The organism is Mesorhizobium sp. M1142 (assembly GCF_040318565.1).
In the GTDB taxonomy this organism is placed as follows: Bacteria; Pseudomonadota; Alphaproteobacteria; order Rhizobiales; family Rhizobiaceae; genus Mesorhizobium.
Map to the genome: position 1 here is coordinate 212,078 of NZ_JAMYMK010000002.1, position 18,129 is coordinate 230,206.

General features: G+C 63.4%; 18 protein-coding genes and 1 pseudogene. 13 read left to right on the top strand and 6 right to left on the bottom strand.

The features are described 5' to 3' along the window. The first annotated feature begins 2 nt into the window (after positions 1-2). The 7 genes from NKH42_RS04970 to NKH42_RS05000 all read left to right on the top strand — a co-directional run bounded on the left by NKH42_RS04970 (position 3) and on the right by NKH42_RS05000 (position 7,506). Entirely contained in the window at positions 3-1,286 is a 1,284-nt protein-coding gene (locus NKH42_RS04970) for an NAD(P)/FAD-dependent oxidoreductase (protein WP_352505272.1), read from the top strand. Between the two features lie 83 nt (positions 1,287-1,369). Beyond that, complete coding sequence (locus NKH42_RS04975) at positions 1,370-2,257, top strand: ABC transporter permease (protein WP_352505271.1); 888 nt, start codon at positions 1,370-1,372, stop codon at positions 2,255-2,257. Further along, complete coding sequence (locus NKH42_RS04980; RefSeq protein WP_352973968.1) at positions 2,254-3,246, top strand: ABC transporter permease; 993 nt, start codon at positions 2,254-2,256, stop codon at positions 3,244-3,246. The genes NKH42_RS04975 and NKH42_RS04980 overlap by 4 nt, the downstream gene beginning before the upstream one ends. Then, positions 3,179-4,186 carry an ABC transporter substrate-binding protein gene (locus NKH42_RS04985; protein WP_352973998.1) on the top strand — a complete coding sequence of 336 codons (1,008 nt, stop codon included), beginning with the start codon at positions 3,179-3,181 and terminating at the stop codon, positions 4,184-4,186. Before NKH42_RS04980 ends, NKH42_RS04985 begins: the two co-directional genes overlap by 68 nt. 174 nt (positions 4,187-4,360) lie before the next feature. Continuing rightward, complete coding sequence (locus NKH42_RS04990) at positions 4,361-4,969, top strand: cupin domain-containing protein (protein WP_254820400.1); 609 nt, start codon at positions 4,361-4,363, stop codon at positions 4,967-4,969. Continuing rightward, on the top strand, positions 4,959-6,044 hold the full coding sequence (locus NKH42_RS04995) for an ABC transporter ATP-binding protein (protein WP_352751077.1): 1,086 nt from the start codon (positions 4,959-4,961) through the stop codon (positions 6,042-6,044). The genes NKH42_RS04990 and NKH42_RS04995 overlap by 11 nt, the downstream gene beginning before the upstream one ends. Positions 6,045-6,078: 34 nt before the next feature. Next, positions 6,079-7,506, top strand: coding sequence for an aldehyde dehydrogenase family protein (locus NKH42_RS05000; protein ID WP_352701666.1), 1,428 nt, complete (start codon positions 6,079-6,081; stop codon positions 7,504-7,506). Positions 7,507-7,632: 126 nt separating this feature from the next. Here the strand turns inward: NKH42_RS05000 and NKH42_RS05005 are convergent, their stop codons facing one another. Together NKH42_RS05005 and NKH42_RS05010 are read right to left on the bottom strand one after the other, a co-directional pair. Then, the gene (locus tag NKH42_RS05005) at positions 7,633-8,112 is read right to left on the bottom strand and encodes an SRPBCC family protein (protein ID WP_352702081.1); all 480 of its coding nucleotides are present in this window, start codon (positions 8,110-8,112) and stop codon (positions 7,633-7,635) included. Positions 8,113-8,114: 2 nt separating this feature from the next. Continuing rightward, positions 8,115-8,465 (bottom strand): ArsR/SmtB family transcription factor, encoded by a 351-nt coding sequence (locus tag NKH42_RS05010; RefSeq protein WP_254820403.1) that lies wholly within the window; start codon positions 8,463-8,465, stop codon positions 8,115-8,117. Positions 8,466-8,637: 172 nt separating this feature from the next. Between NKH42_RS05010 and NKH42_RS05015 the strand changes: the two genes are divergently transcribed. Continuing rightward, positions 8,638-8,991: an ArsC family reductase gene (locus NKH42_RS05015; RefSeq protein ID WP_352751075.1), complete on the top strand. Its 354-nt coding sequence runs from the start codon at positions 8,638-8,640 to the stop codon at positions 8,989-8,991. Positions 8,992-9,052: 61 nt separating this feature from the next. On the opposite strand, the gene NKH42_RS05020 is transcribed toward NKH42_RS05015, so the two are convergent. The 3 genes and pseudogenes from NKH42_RS05020 to NKH42_RS05030 all read right to left on the bottom strand — a co-directional run bounded on the left by NKH42_RS05020 (position 9,053) and on the right by NKH42_RS05030 (position 11,710). Beyond that, on the bottom strand, positions 9,053-9,418 hold the full coding sequence (locus NKH42_RS05020; RefSeq protein WP_352751074.1) for a DUF488 domain-containing protein: 366 nt from the start codon (positions 9,416-9,418) through the stop codon (positions 9,053-9,055). Positions 9,419-9,457: 39 nt separating this feature from the next. Then, the gene (locus NKH42_RS05025; RefSeq protein ID WP_352751073.1) at positions 9,458-10,714 is read right to left on the bottom strand and encodes an aminopeptidase; all 1,257 of its coding nucleotides are present in this window, start codon (positions 10,712-10,714) and stop codon (positions 9,458-9,460) included. A gap of 81 nt (positions 10,715-10,795) precedes the next feature. Next, positions 10,796-11,710, bottom strand: a pseudogene (locus NKH42_RS05030) (LysR substrate-binding domain-containing protein). A 96-nt stretch (positions 11,711-11,806) separates the two neighbouring features. Here NKH42_RS05030 and NKH42_RS05035 point away from each other — a divergent pair. The 3 genes from NKH42_RS05035 to sbmA all read left to right on the top strand — a co-directional run bounded on the left by NKH42_RS05035 (position 11,807) and on the right by sbmA (position 14,676). Then, positions 11,807-12,025, top strand: coding sequence for a hypothetical protein (locus tag NKH42_RS05035; RefSeq protein ID WP_352751071.1), 219 nt, complete (start codon positions 11,807-11,809; stop codon positions 12,023-12,025). Positions 12,026-12,130: 105 nt separating this feature from the next. Further along, positions 12,131-13,285 carry a YbfB/YjiJ family MFS transporter gene (locus NKH42_RS05040; protein ID WP_352751069.1) on the top strand — a complete coding sequence of 385 codons (1,155 nt, stop codon included), beginning with the start codon at positions 12,131-12,133 and terminating at the stop codon, positions 13,283-13,285. Positions 13,286-13,398: 113 nt separating this feature from the next. After that, the gene (gene sbmA, locus NKH42_RS05045; RefSeq protein ID WP_352751067.1) at positions 13,399-14,676 is read left to right on the top strand and encodes a peptide antibiotic transporter SbmA; all 1,278 of its coding nucleotides are present in this window, start codon (positions 13,399-13,401) and stop codon (positions 14,674-14,676) included. Positions 14,677-14,704: 28 nt separating this feature from the next. Here the strand turns inward: sbmA and NKH42_RS05050 are convergent, their stop codons facing one another. Then, complete coding sequence (locus NKH42_RS05050) at positions 14,705-15,697, bottom strand: polysaccharide deacetylase family protein (protein WP_352751148.1); 993 nt, start codon at positions 15,695-15,697, stop codon at positions 14,705-14,707. Positions 15,698-15,902: 205 nt separating this feature from the next. On the opposite strand from NKH42_RS05050, the gene NKH42_RS05055 reads away from it, so the two are divergent. Next, complete coding sequence (locus tag NKH42_RS05055) at positions 15,903-16,568, top strand: tetratricopeptide repeat protein (protein ID WP_352476620.1); 666 nt, start codon at positions 15,903-15,905, stop codon at positions 16,566-16,568. Positions 16,569-16,574: 6 nt separating this feature from the next. Then, positions 16,575-18,008: a ribosome biogenesis GTPase Der gene (gene der / locus NKH42_RS05060; RefSeq protein ID WP_352751066.1), complete on the top strand. Its 1,434-nt coding sequence runs from the start codon at positions 16,575-16,577 to the stop codon at positions 18,006-18,008. The last annotated feature ends 121 nt before the right edge of the window (positions 18,009-18,129 follow it).

Sequence of the window (18,129 nt, forward strand, 5' to 3'; positions counted from 1 at the left end):
GCTTGCTCTTACGGTTTTCCGACCCAATCTGGCAGAAGCCGCGGACAGCCACCGCGTTCCAGTCGCTTTTTCCAGCCGGCCAATGCGTCGATGTCGTCATCGTCGGCGGCGGCATCATGGGGCTGTCAACGGCCTTGCACGCTGCCCGGCTCGGCCTTGCGGTCCAGGTGCTGGAGGCCGGCGAAATTGGCAATGGCGCGTCCGGTCTGAACGGCGGTCAGGTTATTCCTGGCCTGAAATACGATCCGGACTGGCTGCTGGAGCATTTTGCTCTCGAACGCGGTGAGGCGCTCGTCAACTTTGCCGCCTCGACGGCGGACGCCGTCTTCGAATTGATCCGCGACGAAAAACTGGCGGTGCCGTTCGTTCGCAATGGCTGGATTCAGGCCGCGCACACCGAGACCGCGCTGATAGCGGCGGCGAATCGGGATCGGCAGTGGCGGGCGCGGGGCGCCGATGTCCGGTTGCTGAGCGGGACGGAGATCGCGACGATGACCGGCGCGCAAGGCTATCTCGGCGGCTGGCTCGATCGCCGTGCCGGCGTCATCGATCCGCTCGCCTACACGTCGGAACTGGCGCGCGTCGCTGCAGCGGCAAGCGTAAAGATCGCCGAGCGCCAGAACGTGATGCAGATCAGCAAGGATGCTGGTATTTGGCACGTTGCCACGGAAAGCGGCGCCGAACTCAAGGCCAGGGCGGTCGTCCTGGCGACCAACGCCTATACTGGCGGCCTGCTTCCCGGCCTCGCCGAGACGATCGTCCCGCTGCATTCCTTTCAGATCGCGACAGCGCCGCTATCGTCCAATCTCGCGGCGGCGATCCTGCCGGAGGGGCAGGCGGTTTCGGATTCGCGCCGCATCCTCGTCTATTACCGCAAGAGTGCCGATGGTCGGCTGGTGCTTGGCGGACGCGGCCGCATGGCCTTGCCGAACGGCCCGGCCGACTGGGCGCATCTGGAACGCGCGCTGCTGCGACTCTACCCGGCGCTGTCCGACGTGGCCATTGAAAAGCGCTGGTTCGGCCGGGTTGCAATGACGCCGGACCATCTCCCGCATATCCACGAGCCAGAGAAGGGTCTGCTGGCGGTGGTTGGCTGCCAGGGCCGCGGCATCGGCCTGATGACCGCCCTTGGCGAGCGCATCGCCTCCTACCTGTCGAGCGGCGACACCAGGCAATTGCCGTTCCCGATCTCGCCGATCCGGCCGATTCCGTTTCACGCCTTTCGGCAGGTCGGCGTTGCCGCGACCATCGCCTGGTACCGAATGCTGGACGCCTTCGAACGCTGACGTTCATTCCCGAACGTGAAACAGCTTGACAGCTTCACGAATATGAAAAAAGCTTAGTCGATTTCAAATACCATAGGCAGTCGATGTCGACCATCGCCGCAACCCAGCCGCTGCCGGAAACCCGGTCTTCGCCGGGTTTCCGTTTCGCCATGCTGCTGCCGGGCGGGCTCGTCACCTTTGTGCTGATCCTTTTCGCCCTTGGCCTTGTGTTCTTCCTCGCCTTCCGCGGCAATGACGGCTCGCTGCTGGGGGCTGGTTTCACCCTTGCTAATTTCGTCACCGTGGCAACCGATCCGCTGTACTGGACGGTGACGCTGCGCTCGCTGGGTATCGCCGGCGTGGTGACGCTGGCAACGGTCGTCACGGCGTATCCTGTCGCCTACTATCTGGCCTTTCATGCCGGGCGGCGACGCGGGCTGCTGCTGTTCCTGCTGACCCTGCCGTTTTGGACCAGCTATCTGCTGCGCGTCTTCGCTTGGAAGATCGTGCTTGCCTATAATGGCGTGCTCAACTCGGCGCTGATCGAAAGCGGCATCTGGTCGGAGCCGACATTGGCCTTTCTCAACACACCGGCAGCGGTCGTCGTCACGCTTGCCCACGCTTATGCCCCGTTCGCCATCCTGCCCATCTATGTGGCGCTGGACACGATCCCGAAATCGCTGCTCGAAGCCGCTTCCGATCTCGGCGCAAAACCGTTCACCAGCTTCCGCCGCATCGTGCTGCCCAATTCGATGCCGGGCGTGCTGGCGGCGGCCCTCGTCGTCTTCGTGCCGACCGTCGGCGACTATGTCACCCCGGCGTTGGTCGGCGGCCCGGCCAGCACCATGATCGGTACGCTGATCCAGGCCGAGTTCGGCAAGGCAAATGACTGGCCGTTCGGCGCCGCACTCGCCGTCGCCGTCATGCTGGTCATTCTCGCCGTGGTGCTGGTGGTGCGCTTCGCCGACCGCCGATACGGCAGCCGCACATGAACACGGCGCGTATCGATGCAAGGCAGGGCGGCGGCTGGCTGGGAGCCTACGTCCTTGCCTATCTGGTGTTCCTGTATCTGCCGATATTGCTGATCCCGCTGTTTTCCTTCAACGATTCGATCCAGGCGGCGTTTCCGCTGCAAGGCTTCACGCTTGAGTGGTACGGCACGCTTTACGGCAATTCGGCGCTGTCCAGCGCGCTTGCCACCAGCCTCGTCATCGGCGCAATTGCTGCCACTGGCGCAACACTCTGCGGCGTGACCGTGTCCTATATGGACCTCTACGGCCGCTCGCCGCTGGCCGCCGCGATCAGTGCTATAGCGCGGCTGCCGATCCTCATCCCAGGCGTCATCGTCGGCATATCGCTGCTCATCCTGGTCAACCTCGCCGGCTTTGGGCCGTCGCGCATTGCCATTGTGCTCGGGCATGTATTGGTGGCGCTGCCGACGACGGTGGTGGTCATGCGCAGCCGCTTCGCCGCCATCCCGAAGACCATCCGCGAGGCAGCGCTCGACCTCGGCGCTTCCGACTGGACGACCTTCAGACGGGTGATGCTGCCGCTCAGCCTGCCGGCCATTATTTCGGCGTTCATGCTGGCCTTCCTGACCTCCTTCGACGAGTTCATCGTCGCCTTCTTCCTTGCCGGCACCGAGCCGACGCTGCCGCTTTATATCTGGAGCCAGCTGCGCTTCCCGAAATCGCTGCCGACCGTCATGGCGCTCGGCACTTCGATCCTGGCCGTGTCGTTCCTCATCGCCGCACTCGCCGAAATGCTTCGCCATCGCGGGCTTGCTGCCACCCGGCGGTCAGCGCTCGCCAACCTGTCAAAACCAGAAAAACCCGAAGGAGAGAACTGCAATGGCATTCGACCTGAAATCGATAACGGCAAAGACAGCGAAAACCGGACTGGCTGCGCTCGCGCTGGCGCTTGCGTCGACTGTCGCTTTTGCCGGCGACAAGCTGCAATATTTCACGTGGTCGGGCTATGAACTGCCCGACTTCAACAAGAGCTTCCTCGCCGCGCACCCCGATGGTCTCGAAGCTTCGATGTTTGGCGACGACGATGACGCTTTCACCAAGGTCAAGGCCGGCTTCCGCCCCGATGTCGCTCACCCATGCTATGACAAAGTGGCGCGCTGGAACAAGGAAGGTCTGCTGCAGCCGATCGACACCAAGCGCATCAAGAACTGGGATTCGATCTTCCCGGTCTTCAAGAACCTGCCCGACCTGCAGGCCGGCGACGGCAAGGTCTGGATGGTGCCGTGGGACTGGGGCAACACCTCGATCCTCTACCGCACCGATCTGGTGAAGAACCCGGAAGCCAGCTGGAACCTGCTTTGGGATAAGCAATATGCCGGGCGTATGGCGACCATCGATGCCGTCCACGACACACCGGTGGTGGCGGCCCTTCTCGCCGGCGTCAATCCATTCGACATGACACCGGAACAGATGGACAAGGTGGCAGAAAAACTTCGCGAGCAGCGCCCGCTGCTCTCGAACTACACCACCGACATGACCTCGGTCGAACAGGCATTGGCCAGCGGCCAGCTGGTCGCGGCCATGACCTGGAACGCCTCGGCCACCTCGCTGAAGAAGCAGGGCGTGCCCGTCGAGTTCATGAAGCCGAAAGAAGGCATGCTGACCTGGGCTTGCGGCTTCGTCATGCTCAAGGACGCCAAGAACGTCGACCTAGCCTATGACTTCATCAACAGCCGGCTGGAGACGGATTCCGGAAAGTATCTGATCCAGGCCTACGGCTATGGCAGCTCGATCAGCTCGGCTTTCGCCGCCGTGCCGAAGGAGGAGTTGGAGAAATTGCAGCTACCTTCCGATCCCGAGGTGATGCTGAAGACCACGATTTTTACCGGGCCGATGAAACAGAATGACGAACTCGCCAAGATGTTCGAGAAGGTCAAGGCAGGCGGCTGAGTTCGCACTTCCTTCTCCCCTTGCGGGAGAAGTGTCGCCGAAGGCGACGGATGAGGGTGTTCCAGATGGCACAGACGGCACTCCGGCCAACACCCCTCATCCGTCTCGGCACTTCGCGTCGATCCACCTTCTCCCACAAGGGGAGGGAAAACCTTACCAAACAAGGACGAACGAATGGACATGCTGGACGAAGCGGCTGAGAAGCCGAAGGACGACGCCGACGTCAGGGTCGGCCGGCGCGTGCGGGCGCTCAGGCTGGAGCGCAATCTCTCGCTGGCCGAACTCGCCGCTAAAGCCGGCGTCTCGATCGGTGCGCTGAGCCAGATCGAGCGCGGCATGTCATCATTGCGGGTGCGAGTGATCTGGCCGCTTGCCGCCGCCCTCGACATCGAGCCGTCGGCGCTGATTGTTGACGGCAACGATGCCGGCAACGATCTTTATTGCGTGCGCGCCAACAGCCGGCGTCAGATCCCGGTCAAGTCGGAAGGCATCGCCAAGGCGCTGCTGTCGCCGCCGGCCGCCACGCTGACCGGCATGCTGGTGACGGTGGAGGCCGGCGGCGGCACCGCCGAAGCCTACGCCCATGCCGGCCACGAATTCGGCTTCGTCCTGTCGGGTGAGGTCGAACTGGTGGTCGATTCGACCAGATACGGGCTGAAGGCCGGTGACAGCTTCGCCTTCAAGAGCACCTTGCTGCATGCCTTCCGCAATCCCGGCAGCGAGCGCTGCCAGATCCTGTGGGTCAACACCACCAAGCCGTCCGAGGTTCGCGATGGCGCCTGATCCGCTCGTCCGGCTGGACAAGGTCTCCAAGATTTTCCCCGGCGGCATCGTCGGGCTCGACACTGTCGATCTCAATATTTCGCGCGGCGAGTTCCTGACCCTGCTCGGACCGTCCGGCTGCGGCAAGACCACCAGCCTGCGGGTCATCGCTGGTTTCGAAGGCCCGTCGAGCGGCAGGGTCCTGCTCGAAGGGCGCGACATCACGGGGCTCAGGCCCTTCGACCGCCCGCTCAACACCGTATTCCAGGACTACGCGCTGTTTCCGCACATGAACGTCGCCGAAAATGTCGGCTTCGGCTTGTCGCTGCGCAAGCTCGCGGGTGCCGAACAGGCAAAGCGCGTCGGCGCGGCGCTCGACATGGTCGGCCTTGCCGACAAGCTCGGCGCCCGCGTGTCCGAATTGTCGGGTGGCCAGCGCCAGCGCGTCGCGCTTGCCCGCGCCATAGTCTGCGAACCGCGCGTGCTGCTGCTCGACGAGCCGCTGTCGGCGCTCGATGCGCATCTGCGCGAACAGATGCAGGTCGAATTGAAGCGCCTGCAGTCGCGCCTCGGCACCACTTTCGTCATGGTCACGCATGACCAGACCGAGGCGCTGTCGATCTCTGACCGCATCGTCGTCATGAACAAAGGCCGCATCGAGCAGATCGCGCCGCCGGCGACCCTCTACGACCGGCCCGCCACCAAATTCGTCGCCAGCTTCATCGGCACGATGAACCTTCTGCAGTCGCGCTTTGTCGGCCGCGACGGCGAGCGCTTGCGGTTCGCCGCCGGCGCCCTGCCGCTGGAAGCGGTTTCGGAGACGGGCGAATTGCCTGGCGAGGGCACGGTGCGCACCATCGGCGTGCGTCCGGAGGATCTTTTGGCGACGACCGAGGCCACGGCCGGCACTGTACCGGTGCGGGTGAACAGCATCGTCTTCCACGGCCGCACCTTGCGCCTTCATGCAGAGCTGGGGCAGGGGACACAGGTGGTGATCGACGCGCCACGCCCGACAGAGGGTTTTCAATTCAGCGTCGGCGATGTGGCGCATATCAGCCTGCGCCGCGGCGCCAACTGCCCTATGCTGCCCAGCTAGTCTCACTCATTTTTGGAAAACCGGAGCACGGCCCATGAGCAATCATCTCAATTTTTTCATCGGCGGCAAATGGGTCGGCCCCGTGGTTGCGGCAACGCTGGATGTGATCGATCCGTCCACCGAAGAGGCCTACACCAAAATCTCGGTCGGCTCGAAAGCCGATGTCGACAAGGCCGTGGCGGCAGCCAAGGCGGCATTCCCGGCCTTCTCGCAAACCAGCAAGGCCGAGCGCCTGAAGCTGCTGAAGCGTATCCTCGAAGTCTACAATGAGCGCTACGAGGACATCGCCCAGGCGGTCAGCCAGGAAATGGGCGCGCCGATCAGGTGGGCGCGCGAGGCGCAGGCCTGGGCGGGCAGGGCGCATATGGAAGCCACCATCAAGGCGCTTGAGGATTACGAATTCAGCGAGAAGCGCGGCACCACCATGGTGGTCAAAGAACCGATCGGCGTCTGCGCGCTGATTACGCCGTGGAACTGGCCGCTCAACCAGATCGTCTGCAAGGTGGCGCCGGCGATCGCCGCCGGCTGCACGGTCGTGCTGAAGCCTTCCGAGATCGCGCCGATCAGCGGCATCATCTTTTCCGAGGTGATGGACGCCGCCGGTACGCCGAAGGGCGTCTACAATATGGTGAATGGCACCGGTCCGGATGTGGGCCAGGTCATGGCCGGCCATCCCGACGTAGACATGGTCTCGTTCACCGGGTCGACCCGGGCCGGCATCATCGTCGCCAAGACGGCGGCCGAGACCGTCAAGCGCGTCGCGCAGGAGCTGGGCGGCAAATCGGCCAACATCGTGCTGCCCGATGCCGACTTCGAGACGGCGGTGCGCAAGGGTGTCAACGCCTGCTTCGGCAATAGCGGCCAGTCTTGCGACGCGCCGTCGCGCATGCTGGTACCAGCCGCCCGCCACGACGAGGCGCTGACGATCGCTAGGAAGGCCGCCGAACGGCACAAGGTCGGTGACCCGCGCTCCGAGGAGACCAAGCTCGGGCCGGTGGTCAACAACATCCAGTTCGACAAGATCCAGCGGCTGATCGAGGCCGGCATCGCCGAGGGCGCGACGTTGGTCACCGGCGGCCCCGGCCGGCCGGAGCACCTCAACCGCGGCTATTATGTGCGGCCGACCGTTTTCGGCCACGTCAGACCCGGCATGACCATCGAGAAGGAGGAGATCTTCGGGCCGGTTCTGTCGGTCATCTCCTACGAGGACGATGATGATGCGGTGAAGATCGCCAACGACACCGTCTATGGGCTGGCCGCCTATGTGCAGTCCCGGGATATCGAACACGCCCGCAAGATTGCCAGCCGGCTGCGTGCCGGGCAGGTGTCGATCAATTATCCGGAATGGGACACGTTCGCGCCCTTCGGCGGCTACAAGCAGTCCGGCAACGGCCGCGAATACGCCGACTGGGCCATCCACGATTTCCTCGAGATCAAGGGCATCATCGGCTACGGCGCCTGAGCCTTCGACATTGGCATTACGCCAACCGTCAAGTTTGTTGCGAGCGTTGGTGCCTTCGGCAGCGGCGTTCGGTTGAACGGCCACAACGATTGCGTGGCCGCAATGTAAGTGCGAAGCAGGGTCGCCTCAGATCGTTTTGACGTAGCCCGCCAACTGATCCGCCACCGTGCCCCAGCCGTCGTAGAAGCCCATCTCCTCGTGGCTGTTGCGCGTGGCTTCGTCGCGGTGGATGGCGGTCGCGGTGTAGCGCGTCGCCTCGCCCCGCGATTGCAGCGATATGACGGCTGTAATGAATGGGTCGCCTGACGGCCGGTAGCCTGGCAGCAGCGCATCGGTCCACACCAGCCGCTCATCCTGGACGATCTCGAGGTAGCAGCAACGCCTGTCGTTGACTTGCCTGCCGTCGGGCGACTGCATGCGGGTGCGGAACAGGCCGCCGGGCCGCAGGTCGATCTCGCAATCGGTGATGATCCACGGCTTCGGCGTGAACCATTGGCGGACATGCTCGGGCTTCGTCAAGGCCATCCACAGCAGTTCGCGCGGCGCCTCGATCGACCGTTCGAGCACGAGGTCGAGCTTCGGATCGGGTTGGAACAACGGAGCCATGTTCATCTGTCTTTCTCCTTGAGTTTCAGCACGTAGTCGTCGAACTGGTCGAGACGGCGCTCCCACAGCGCCCGCTGCTCGGCCAGCCAGTTTTCCGCGAGCTTCAGCGGCTCCGGCGCGAGCCGGTAGGTCCTGACGCGGCCTGCCTTCTCCGAATGCACCAGCCCGCAGCCTTCCAAAACCCTGAGATGCTCGATGAAGGATGGCAGGGCCATCTCGAACGGCTGGGCAAGCTCGCTGACCGAGGCGGGGCTTCGGTTCAGTCGCTCGACCACGCGTCGCCGGGTCGGATCGGCGAGCGCCCGGAAAATGCCGTCGACGGGCGGGGGGCTTTCGGTCTGCAGGCTCGTCATAGTCGTTTCCTTGCCTCGGCCATTCCGCGTGACCAGAGTTGGCTTAGAAACACTTAGGGAAATTCCTTACTATTGGCAAGGGCGAAAATCATGGATGGCCGGCAAGCCGCTGGAAAACTGAGAGGTGCGGTTTTAGGATGCCGTCAGATTCGACCGGCCCGAGGATTCGTTTTTGACGATCACCATGTATGGCATCACCAATTGCGACACGATCAAGAAGGCCCGTTCCTGGCTGGCGAGCCATGATGTTGCCTATCGCTTTCATGACTACAGGGTCGAGGGGCTGGATGCGGATCGGCTGAACGGCTGGTCAGGCAAAGTCGGTTGGGAAATTCTGCTCAACAAGGCGAGCACGACGTTTCGCGAACTGTCGGAGGAGGACAGGATGGGCCTGGATGAAAGGAAGGCCAAGGCGCTGATGCTGGCAAAGCCGACGATGATCAAGCGTCCGGTGCTGGAACTTGGCGATAGGATTCTCGTCGGGTTCAAGCCCGATGTTTATCAGCAGGCGGTTGGCGGGAAGTAGAACCGACCGACCGCGATCCGTCGCGCCCCCTCTGTCCTGCCCGGCATGCATATTGATCGTATCAGACGCTTGTGGTTTTCCCACGCAAATAGCTCGCCAGCGCGACCGCATTATTATGGGCCTCGTCGTGCGCGCCGTAGAGCAGCGTCACCTTGCCCTCACGCAGCAAGGCGCGCAGTTCCGCTACCGCCTCGCCGTGCCGGTCGAGCTCATCGCTGTATCGCCGCTGGAACTCCGCCCAGCGCGCCGGCTCATGGCCGAACCATTTGCGCAACGCGTTGCTTGGCGCGATGTCCTTCAGCCATAGCGTCAGCGCCGCGTCCTGCTTGGCGATGCCGCGCGGCCATATGCGGTCCACCAGCACCCGCTGCCCGTCATCGGGCGACGGCGGCTCATAGATGCGCTTGACCGCGAGTTCCATTGCCAACCCCGCATGCGTCACCGGCGCGGCTGCGTGCTGGTGCTCTTAAACCCACTCGCCCTTGCGCATCACCGGCACGCGGCTGCTGTCCTTGTGGACGCCGTCTATATCGATCTTGTCCGAGCCAATCATCCAGTCGATGTGGATGAAACTCTTGTTGCCGCCGCGCGCCGCGATCTCGTCCTGGCTGAGCGAGGCGCCGTCGACAAAGCACTTCGAGTAGCACTGGCCAAGCGCGATGTGGCAGGCGGCGTTCTCGTCGAACAGCGTGTTGAAAAACAGCAGCCCGCTCTTGGCGATCGGCGAGGAATGCGGCACCAGCGCCACCTCGCCGAGACGGCGCGAGCCTTCGTCGGTATCGAGCACCTTCTGCAGCACATCCTCACCTTTCGAGGCCTTGGCCTCGACGATGCGGCCCGCCTCGAAACGCACCGCAATGCCGTCGATCAGCGTGCCCTGGTAGGACAGAGGCTTGGTGCTCGTGACGTGGCCTTCGACGCGCCTTGCATGCGGCGTGGTGAAAACCTCTTCGGTCGGGATGTTCGGGTTGCAGGTGATGCCGTTCTTGGCGGTCGAGGCGCCGCCCATCCACTCGTGGCCGTCGGCCAGCCCGACGGTCAGGTCGGTGCCGGGGCCGGTGAAATGCAGTGCGTGGAAATTGTGGCCGTTCAGCCATTCGGTGCGGCTCTTCAACGCCGCATTGTGCGCCGTCCAGTTGCCGATCGGGTCTTCGACGTCCACCCGCGAGGCGGCAAAGATGGCATCGGCGAGCTTGGCCACGGCGACGTCCTCGGCATCGTCCGCGAAAACCTGCTTGGCCCACGCCTGATCGGGATAGGCCACGATGTTCCAGTTGATGTCGAAGCCGGTGATCTTCTCAAGCGCCGGCTGATAGGCCATCGAATTTGCCTTGTTGGCACGCGCCACCTTTGCCGGGTCCTGAGACGAAAGCAGCGAGGGATCCTCGCCGCGCACGGCAAGCCTCGCCGCATTGTTGGCGAAGGCTTTTGCCATGCCTTCATAGAGCCAGCCGGCGGCGCGGTCAAAACCGGCGTCGGCGCCGTAGCGGAAGCGCGCGAGAGTGATCTCGTCGTCGTTGAAGATCGGCGTCACCAGGCCGGCACCTGCCTTGTAGGCGTGCTCGACGATCCGCCGCGTCAGAGGCAGCGCGGCGATAGACGAGGTCAGCACCAGATCCTGACCCGGCTGCAATTGCAGCCCGACCTTGACGGCGACCTCCGCCAGCCTGTCGAGCTTCACCGGGTCGATGGTTGCGGAAACGCCGCGCGAATGTGTGGTCATGATCCTGCCTGCCGTGATTGGGGACTGCGTCTTACATAGACCGGCGTTACCGACCTTTCCACTCTGATGACGCCGGCAGGTCTAGCTGACGCTCTCGAGCGACCTGAACTGCGCCATCGTCGCCTCGATCTCTTCGCGCACCCAGATCTTGAAATCCCTGACCTTGCGGCTTTCGCCCTTGCTGGCCGAAGTCACCAGCCAATAGCCGAGCCCGCTCTGGGCGCGTATGCCGAACGGCGCAACGAGACGGCCGTCGACCAGCGCGTCGGCGGCCAGCAATTGCCAGCCGAGCATGACGCCGTGACCGGCAATCGCCGATTCCAGGCACAGCATCGGATCTGTGAAGCGCGCGCCCTTCATGAAGGTGACCGGCTCCACCCCGGCCGCTTCGAACCAGCTCTCCCAGCTGATCATCGACCTTTCGTCGGTGATCGCACAGGTCAAAGCAAGGTCCTCGATCGTTTTCAGCTTGCTGGCGATCATCGGTGCACAGACCGGAAACACCTCTTGCGCCAGCAGCAATTCGGCCCGCCCGCCCGGCCATTTGCCGTCGCCGAGCCGGATGGCGACGTCGATGTCCGAACGATCGAGATCGGCAAGCCGCACCGAGGCATCGATGCGCAGGAGCACGTTCGGATGTCGGGCAAAATGCCGCGACAGCCGCGGCAGCAGCCATTTCGAGGCGAACGCCGGCGCCACCGAAACCACCAGCGTGCACTCCGAGCTTTCATCGGCAAGCGCCACCGCCTGTGCGAGTTCGCGAAACCCGGCGCTGAGCCGCGCCGTAAAGACGACACCGAATTCGGTCGCCACCAGGCCAGCTGGCGTCCGGTCGAACAGCGCCCGGCCGAGCTGCTTTTCTGTCCGGTTGATCTGCTGGCTGACGGCGCTGACCTAAACGTTGAGCTCGCCGGCCGCCGCCGCGAGCGAGCCCAGGCGGGCAACGGTTTCCACGGCGCGCAAGCCGTTGAGATGGACGCGGTTCAGAGTAGCCATACAGTTTTTCTAAACTCGAACGGCTGAAATCTCAATTGCCAGACACTGCAGGATGCCGGATTCTAAGTGGGTCACGCAGAGTGACGAGGCAATCTGATGAAGATTTTGTCATGGCTCGGAGCCTTTTCCCCGATCGGAACGCAGCCGCACCGGCATGACAGCGAGGCCACCAGCTGGGTGACCGATCCGCTGTCGCATCCGCTGCTCGACACCATGTCGGAGCGCGAACTCGCCGACATGCCATTCAGGCTGACCGCGCGTCGTAGCCGCTACGAGACGGCCTTGACGAGGACCTGCTGCGGCAGAGTCTCCTGAACGAAGCACCTCAGGCGAGCCAGCCGCCGACGGGGCTGCGCAACCCCTTCTGGCCCAACAAAAGGCGGATTGTCTCGGCGGCAGGCGCACTTATTGTGCACCGCGATGAACATCGCTTCGCCCTTGCGCTTGGCAATCGCCGGCATGATCGCCCTGGCCGTCGCCATGGGCATCGGCCGCTTCGTTTATACGCCGATCCTGCCTGGCATGATGGACGAGCTCGGCCTGTCGCCGGCTGATGCCGGCTGGATCGCATCGGCCAACTATCTCGGCTACCTCGTCGGCGCGCTTGCCGCCACCGGCGGCTGGGCGCAAGGCCGCGAGCGCCAGCTGATGCTGGCCGGCCTTGCCGCCACTGCGATCCTCGTCGGGCTGATGGGCCTGACCGGTACCATGGCCGCCTTCCTCCTCATCCGCTTTCTTGCCGGCCTCGCCAGTGCCTTCGTGCTGGTCTTCATGACCAGCATCGTTTTCCGTCATCTCGCCGCGGCCGGGCGAAACGACCTGCAGGCGCTGTATTTCGGCGGTGTCGGTCTCGGCATCGCGGCATCCTCGGGGCTGTTGGCGCTCCTTGTCACCGAACACGCCGGCTGGGCGGCGGGCTGGCTGTGGTCCGCGGCGATTTCGGCCTGCGGCTTTGCCGCCGTCGCCTTGCTCGCCGGCGGCACCTCGGCTGCGAACAGCGTTGCCGGGCCGGAGCCGGCGTTGCCAAAAAACCCTTCACTGGTGAAGGTCATTGTCGCCTACGGCCTGTTCGGCTTCGGCTACATCGTCACGGCGACGTTCCTGGTCGCGATCGTCCGCCAGGGCGGCGGTGGCCGGGTCTTCGAGGCCGTGGTTTGGATGGTCACCGGCCTTGCCGGGTTCCCCTCGGTCTGGCTGTGGCAGAAGCTTACGGCCAGGATCGGGCTTTACGCCACCTATGCCCTTGGGTGCCTGGTCGAGGTGGTTGGGGTCAGCGCCAGTGTCGTCATGGACGGACGCACCGGGCCGCTGCTCGGCGGCCTTCTTGTCGGCGGCACCTTCATCGCCATCACCGCGCTTGGCCTGCAGGCCGGACGGCAGCTTGCCCCGCAAGCACCACGCCGGATGCTGGCGGTGATGACGGCCGCCTTCGGCCTCGGCCAGATCATCGGCCCGATCGTCGCCGGGCTGCTTGCGCAGGCCTCAGGCGACTTTTTCCTTGCCTCGATCGTGGCCGCCGCCGTCCTGCTCGCCTCCGGTGCGATCGCCTGGTCGGCTGCGCCAAAATCGCCATGATTGTGGTCTTGCTCGGCGCCGGGAACCGGGCACGGCATTTTCTTTCCCACTAATGTGTGACTTTATGCCCGCTGAACCCGCTGATTTGCGCATCGACCGAGGATTTCCCCACAGTGTTTGTATCCTTCTTCCCGCAGCCGAAGCTGTTCTTCAGTTCGCTGGCCGTCTGGAGCCTTGCCGCTATCCTGTTCTGGTTTTTCGGTGGCGAACAGCTGGGCGCTGTGTTCGGCTTGCCGCCGGCCGCGGCTGATGCACCGCCCATTATCGGCATCACCGTACTCTGGTCGAACCCGTTTCTGTGGTTCTATCTCTATTTCGCTTTTTGCGTTGCCGTCTTCTATGCATTCTGGAGCTGGTATGCACCGCATCCGTGGCAAAACTGGTCGATATTGATCAGCGCAGTCATCCTGTTCCTCATCTACTTCAATGTGCAGGTCAGTGTAGCGGTCAACGCTTGGTACGGCCCTTTTTATGACTATATCCAGGGACTTATGTCGGGGACTATCAAGTCGACCGCAGGAGAGTTTTATGCCGGACTAGGCAGCTTCGCTTGGCTTGCGCTGGTCGGGATGAACGTGCAGGTGATCAACGCCTTCATTGTCAGTCACTGGATTTTCCGCTGGCGAACGGCGATGAACAATTACTTCATCGAGAACTGGAGCAGGCTTCGCCACATCGAAGGCGCCTCTCAGCGTATCCAGGAAGATACGATGCGGTTCTCGCAGATCATGGAGGATCTGGGCTCGAGCTTTGTTCAGTCGATCATGACCTTGATTGCATTTCTGCCGGTGATGATTCAACTGCAGAGCCACATTAGCGAATTGCCGGTCGTCGGTGCCATCCCCCAGCCATTAGTCTTTGCCGCGCTTGCCTGGTGCCTGTTCGGAACGATTTCGGTTATGGTTGCAGGTCTGAAGTTACCTGGGTTGCAGTTTCGCAACCAACGTGTCGAGGCTGCCTATCGCAAGGAACTCGTCTACGGCGAGGATCATGCGGACAGGGCCCAACCGGCAACCACTTCGGAGTTGTTCGCCAACGTTCGTCACAACTACTTCAGACTGTATTTTCACTATATCTATTTCAATGTGGTCCGTTATACCTATCTGCAAGCCGACGGTATCTTCTCAATGTTGATCCTGGGGCCGTCCTTTGTGGCTCATAAGATAAGTTTCGGGGCGTTTAGCCAGATTTCCAACGCGTTCGGCCGAGTGACCGGATCGCTGCAGTTTCTGCTCACCTCATGGTCGACCATCGTCGAGCTGCAGTCAGTACATAAGCGCCTGCGCGCCTTCGAGGCGACGCTCGAGGGCGAGCCACTGCCCGAAATCGACCAGCGCTATCTGGAGCGTGAGCAAGCCGGCTTGCGCCCTGAAGATCAGCCGGTGAGCTAAAGGGTAGCGGGCGGCGATCCACTTGGGCTCAGCCGCCCACCGCCGCCTGCCTTTCGCCTCGCCGCGAAACATAGTCGCGAAAGCTGATGCACTCGACGTCGGCCTTGACGCAGACCTCGCCGGCAAAGCGTTCCAGCGCGTTCCAGTAGGCGCCGTCATTCATCAACGTGAAGTGAAAGCCGAGCTCCAGCGGAATGCGCTTGCCCTCGTATTGCGCATCGAAGGCGGCGCGAAAGGCGTGGTAGGTCCGGTCGGCGAACGCTTCCGCCATGCTCGGCCGCTCGAAGCCGCCGGAATGCCTGACATAGAGATTGTAATCCATGGCGATCACCCGCCTTGAGCTCGGCCCTTCCGGGATCTGCGGCAGCGAAAAGCGCGTGATGCCGTTGACGGTCGGCGGCTCGACCGGCCCACGCGAAACGCCGCTTGCGTCAAGCAGGAAGCCGGCCGCGGGCAGCGCCTCGTAAAGCGCCCTGTTTGCCGACAGGTAGGGCGCGCGAAACCCGACCACTGCCCTGCCTGCGAAATCGCGCCAACCCTTTGGTTCGGGTGCAATGCCGTTGATCGAATAGGCGTTTTGGAGAATATGCTTGAACGAGCCGAACTCGCTCAGCCAGTCTGCCTTGCTCCAGTCCTTGCCATCGAAATGACCGCAGCCATGGCTGCCGATGTCGTGGCCTTCCCTGGCGGCGAGGTTGATCTGCTCGAGCCGCTCGGCAATTTCCTGTTTGGAGGCGGCAAAGCCGATATTCGATTTGCCGGCCGTTTTGCCTGGCGCGGTGTATTCCTTGCGCGTCTCGGGTGACAGCAGGAACACGCAGGAGACAAAATACGTGAAATGCGCACCGGTGCGCGCGGCCAGCGCCCGGCTGCGCTGCCACTGCGAAATATCGCGGGCGCTGTCGAACGAAATGATGACCGTCTGCTTCGGTTTTGCCAGCGCCGCCGGCGGGTCGGCAAAAGCCGCGCCGGTAGCAAGCGCGGCAATCGAAAACGCAACAACGCGGGACAAACGGGGCAAAGGCATCTGACCGGATCAAGGAATGTAGAAGCACCGCCTACCGGCGAAATATGGCACGGATACGATCGACCTGCGCGGCCGCCGGTGGCGGCGACTGCCTCGTGAATAGGCGATTTTCCTGCGGAACCCCTTCCATGCCGGCAAAATTTCGCTAAAACGCGGGCTCATCAACCGCCCCGGCCGGGGGCATGAATGGTTTTGATCCATGTCGGACGACAGTTTTATCCGCGAAGTCAACGAAGAGATTCGTCGCGACCAGGCGCATGCGCTGTGGGACCGTTTCGGTCCCGCCTTGCTCGTGCTGGCTGTACTGGTGGTGTTGGGCACCGCTGCCGTCGTCGGCTACCGCTATTGGGACGAGACCCGCGCCAACCGCTCGGGCGATGCTTTTTCGCAAGCGCTCAAGCTCGCCAATGAGGGCAAGAACGACGAGGCGCTTGCCGCTCTGGAGGCGCTGGAAAAGGACGGCTACGGCGCCTACCCGCTGCTCGCCCGTATGCGCGCGGCAACCGTCAAGGCAGACAAGGGCGACGTCGATGCTGCCGTCAAGGACTTCGACGAGGTCGCCGCCGACACCAAGATCCCTTCCGGCATTCGCGACATGGCGCGGCTCAGGGCTGCGCTGCTGCTGGTCGACCACGGCTCTTTCGCCGATGTCTCCAGCCGCGTCGAGGCGCTCACCGCCGACACCAATACGCTGCGCCATACGGCGCGCGAGGCGCTTGGCCTTGCCGCCTGGAAGGAAGGCAAGGCGGCGGATGCTTTGAAGCTGTTCGACCAGATCGCCGCGGACGACGGCGCCCCGCGCAACACGCGCGAGCGGGCGACGTTGATGTCCGAGCTGATCCGCGGCTCGGGCGGTGTATCGTAACAACGGATGACCTTCAAAGTCGCCATCATCGGCCGACCTAACGTCGGCAAATCGACCCTTTTCAATCGGCTGGTGGGAAGGAAGCTGGCGCTTGTCGACGACACGCCCGGCGTCACCCGCGATCGACGCGTCCATGCCGCAAAGCTCTACGATCTGCATTTCGACGTCGTCGACACTGCCGGTTTCGAGGATGCGGCCGCCTCGACGCTGCCCGGCCGCATGCGCGCCCAGACCGAGATCGCCATCCGCGAGGCCGACCTGATCTTTTTCACGATCGACGCCAAGTCCGGGCTGATGCCCGACGACAAGACTTTCGCCGAGATCGTGCGCAAGTCCGGCAAGCCGGTTGTCGTCGTGGCCAACAAGGCCGAGGCGCGCGGCGCCCAAGGCGGCATGCTGGAGGCATGGGAACTCGGCCTTGGCGAGCCGATCCCGGTCTCGGCCGAACATGGCCAGGGCCTGCCCGATTTGCGCGATGCGGTGATCGCCGCACTGGGCGAGGCGCGCGCCTTCGGCGAGGACGAAGAGGCCAGCGAGGAGGAGATCGCCGCCAGCGAGGTGCTGATCGGCGAAGACATCACCGACCCGGACGCCGAGCCGAGCTATGACGATACCAAGCCGATGCGCATCGCCGTCGTCGGCCGTCCCAACGCCGGCAAGTCGACGCTGATCAACGCGCTGATCGGCGAGGAGCGGCTGCTGACCGGCCCTGAGGCCGGCATCACTCGCGATTCCATCTCGGTCGACTGGGACTGGCATGGCCGCCGGCTAAAACTGTTCGATACCGCCGGTATGCGCCGCAAGGCCAGGATCCACGAAAAGCTCGAGGTGATGTCGGTGCAGGACGGCTTGCGCGCCATCCGCTTTGCCGAGATCGTCATCATCGTGCTCGACGCGACTATTCCCTTCGAGAAGCAGGATCTGCAGATCGCCGACCTGATCATCCGCGAGGGCCGTGCCCCGGTGATCGCCTTCAACAAATGGGACCTTGTCGATCATCCCCAGGAGCTGCTGGCCGAGCTACGCGAAAAAACCGAGCGGCTGTTGCCGCAGGCGCGCGGCATGCAGGCGGTGCCGGTGTCAGCCGAGACCGGGCGCGGGCTCGACAAGCTGATGGATGCTGTCATCAGGACGCATCGAGTTTGGAACAGCCGCGTCTCAACCGGCAAGCTCAACCGCTGGCTGGAGGGCATTCTGGCGCATCATCCGCCACCCGCGGTTGCCGGACGCCGGCTGAAGATCAAATATGTCACCCAGGCCAAGACGCGGCCGCCCGGCTTCGTCGTCTCCTGCTCACGCCCCGATGCGATGCCGCAATCCTATGTCCGCTATCTCTCGAACAGCCTGCGCGAGGCTTTCGACATGCCCGGCGTGCCGATCCGCATCGCCTTGCGCACCTCGGACAACCCGTTCGCCAGCAGGGCAAAGAAGCGCCGCTGAGCTGCGGGTCCTCTGGGCGCCAGCATCAGGCTACGCTCCGCAGGCCGCTCGCGGGCAGCGCCTGCACATTTTCGGGGAGGCGATTCCACCGACACCTGCAGCAGGATGTTGGCAAGCCGCG

What these genes read in the sequence shown, in the direction of transcription:
- NKH42_RS04980 (WP_352973968.1), top strand. Translation starts at nt 2,254, where the DNA reads ATGAACACGGCGCGTATCGATGCAAGGCAGGGCGGCGGCTGGCTGGGA.
- NKH42_RS05035 (WP_352751071.1), top strand. Translation starts at nt 11,807, where the DNA reads ATGAAGATTTTGTCATGGCTCGGAGCCTTTTCCCCGATCGGAACGCAG.
- der (WP_352751066.1), top strand. Translation starts at nt 16,575, where the DNA reads ATGACCTTCAAAGTCGCCATCATCGGCCGACCTAACGTCGGCAAATCG.
- NKH42_RS04975 (WP_352505271.1), top strand. Translation starts at nt 1,370, where the DNA reads ATGTCGACCATCGCCGCAACCCAGCCGCTGCCGGAAACCCGGTCTTCG.
- NKH42_RS05040 (WP_352751069.1), top strand. Translation starts at nt 12,131, where the DNA reads ATGAACATCGCTTCGCCCTTGCGCTTGGCAATCGCCGGCATGATCGCC.
- NKH42_RS05005 (WP_352702081.1), bottom strand. Translation starts at nt 8,112, where the DNA reads ATGGCTCCGTTGTTCCAACCCGATCCGAAGCTCGACCTCGTGCTCGAA.
- NKH42_RS05010 (WP_254820403.1), bottom strand. Translation starts at nt 8,465, where the DNA reads ATGACGAGCCTGCAGACCGAAAGCCCCCCGCCCGTCGACGGCATTTTC.
- NKH42_RS04995 (WP_352751077.1), top strand. Translation starts at nt 4,959, where the DNA reads ATGGCGCCTGATCCGCTCGTCCGGCTGGACAAGGTCTCCAAGATTTTC.
- NKH42_RS05025 (WP_352751073.1), bottom strand. Translation starts at nt 10,714, where the DNA reads ATGACCACACATTCGCGCGGCGTTTCCGCAACCATCGACCCGGTGAAG.
- NKH42_RS04990 (WP_254820400.1), top strand. Translation starts at nt 4,361, where the DNA reads ATGGACATGCTGGACGAAGCGGCTGAGAAGCCGAAGGACGACGCCGAC.
- NKH42_RS05055 (WP_352476620.1), top strand. Translation starts at nt 15,903, where the DNA reads ATGTCGGACGACAGTTTTATCCGCGAAGTCAACGAAGAGATTCGTCGC.
- NKH42_RS05000 (WP_352701666.1), top strand. Translation starts at nt 6,079, where the DNA reads ATGAGCAATCATCTCAATTTTTTCATCGGCGGCAAATGGGTCGGCCCC.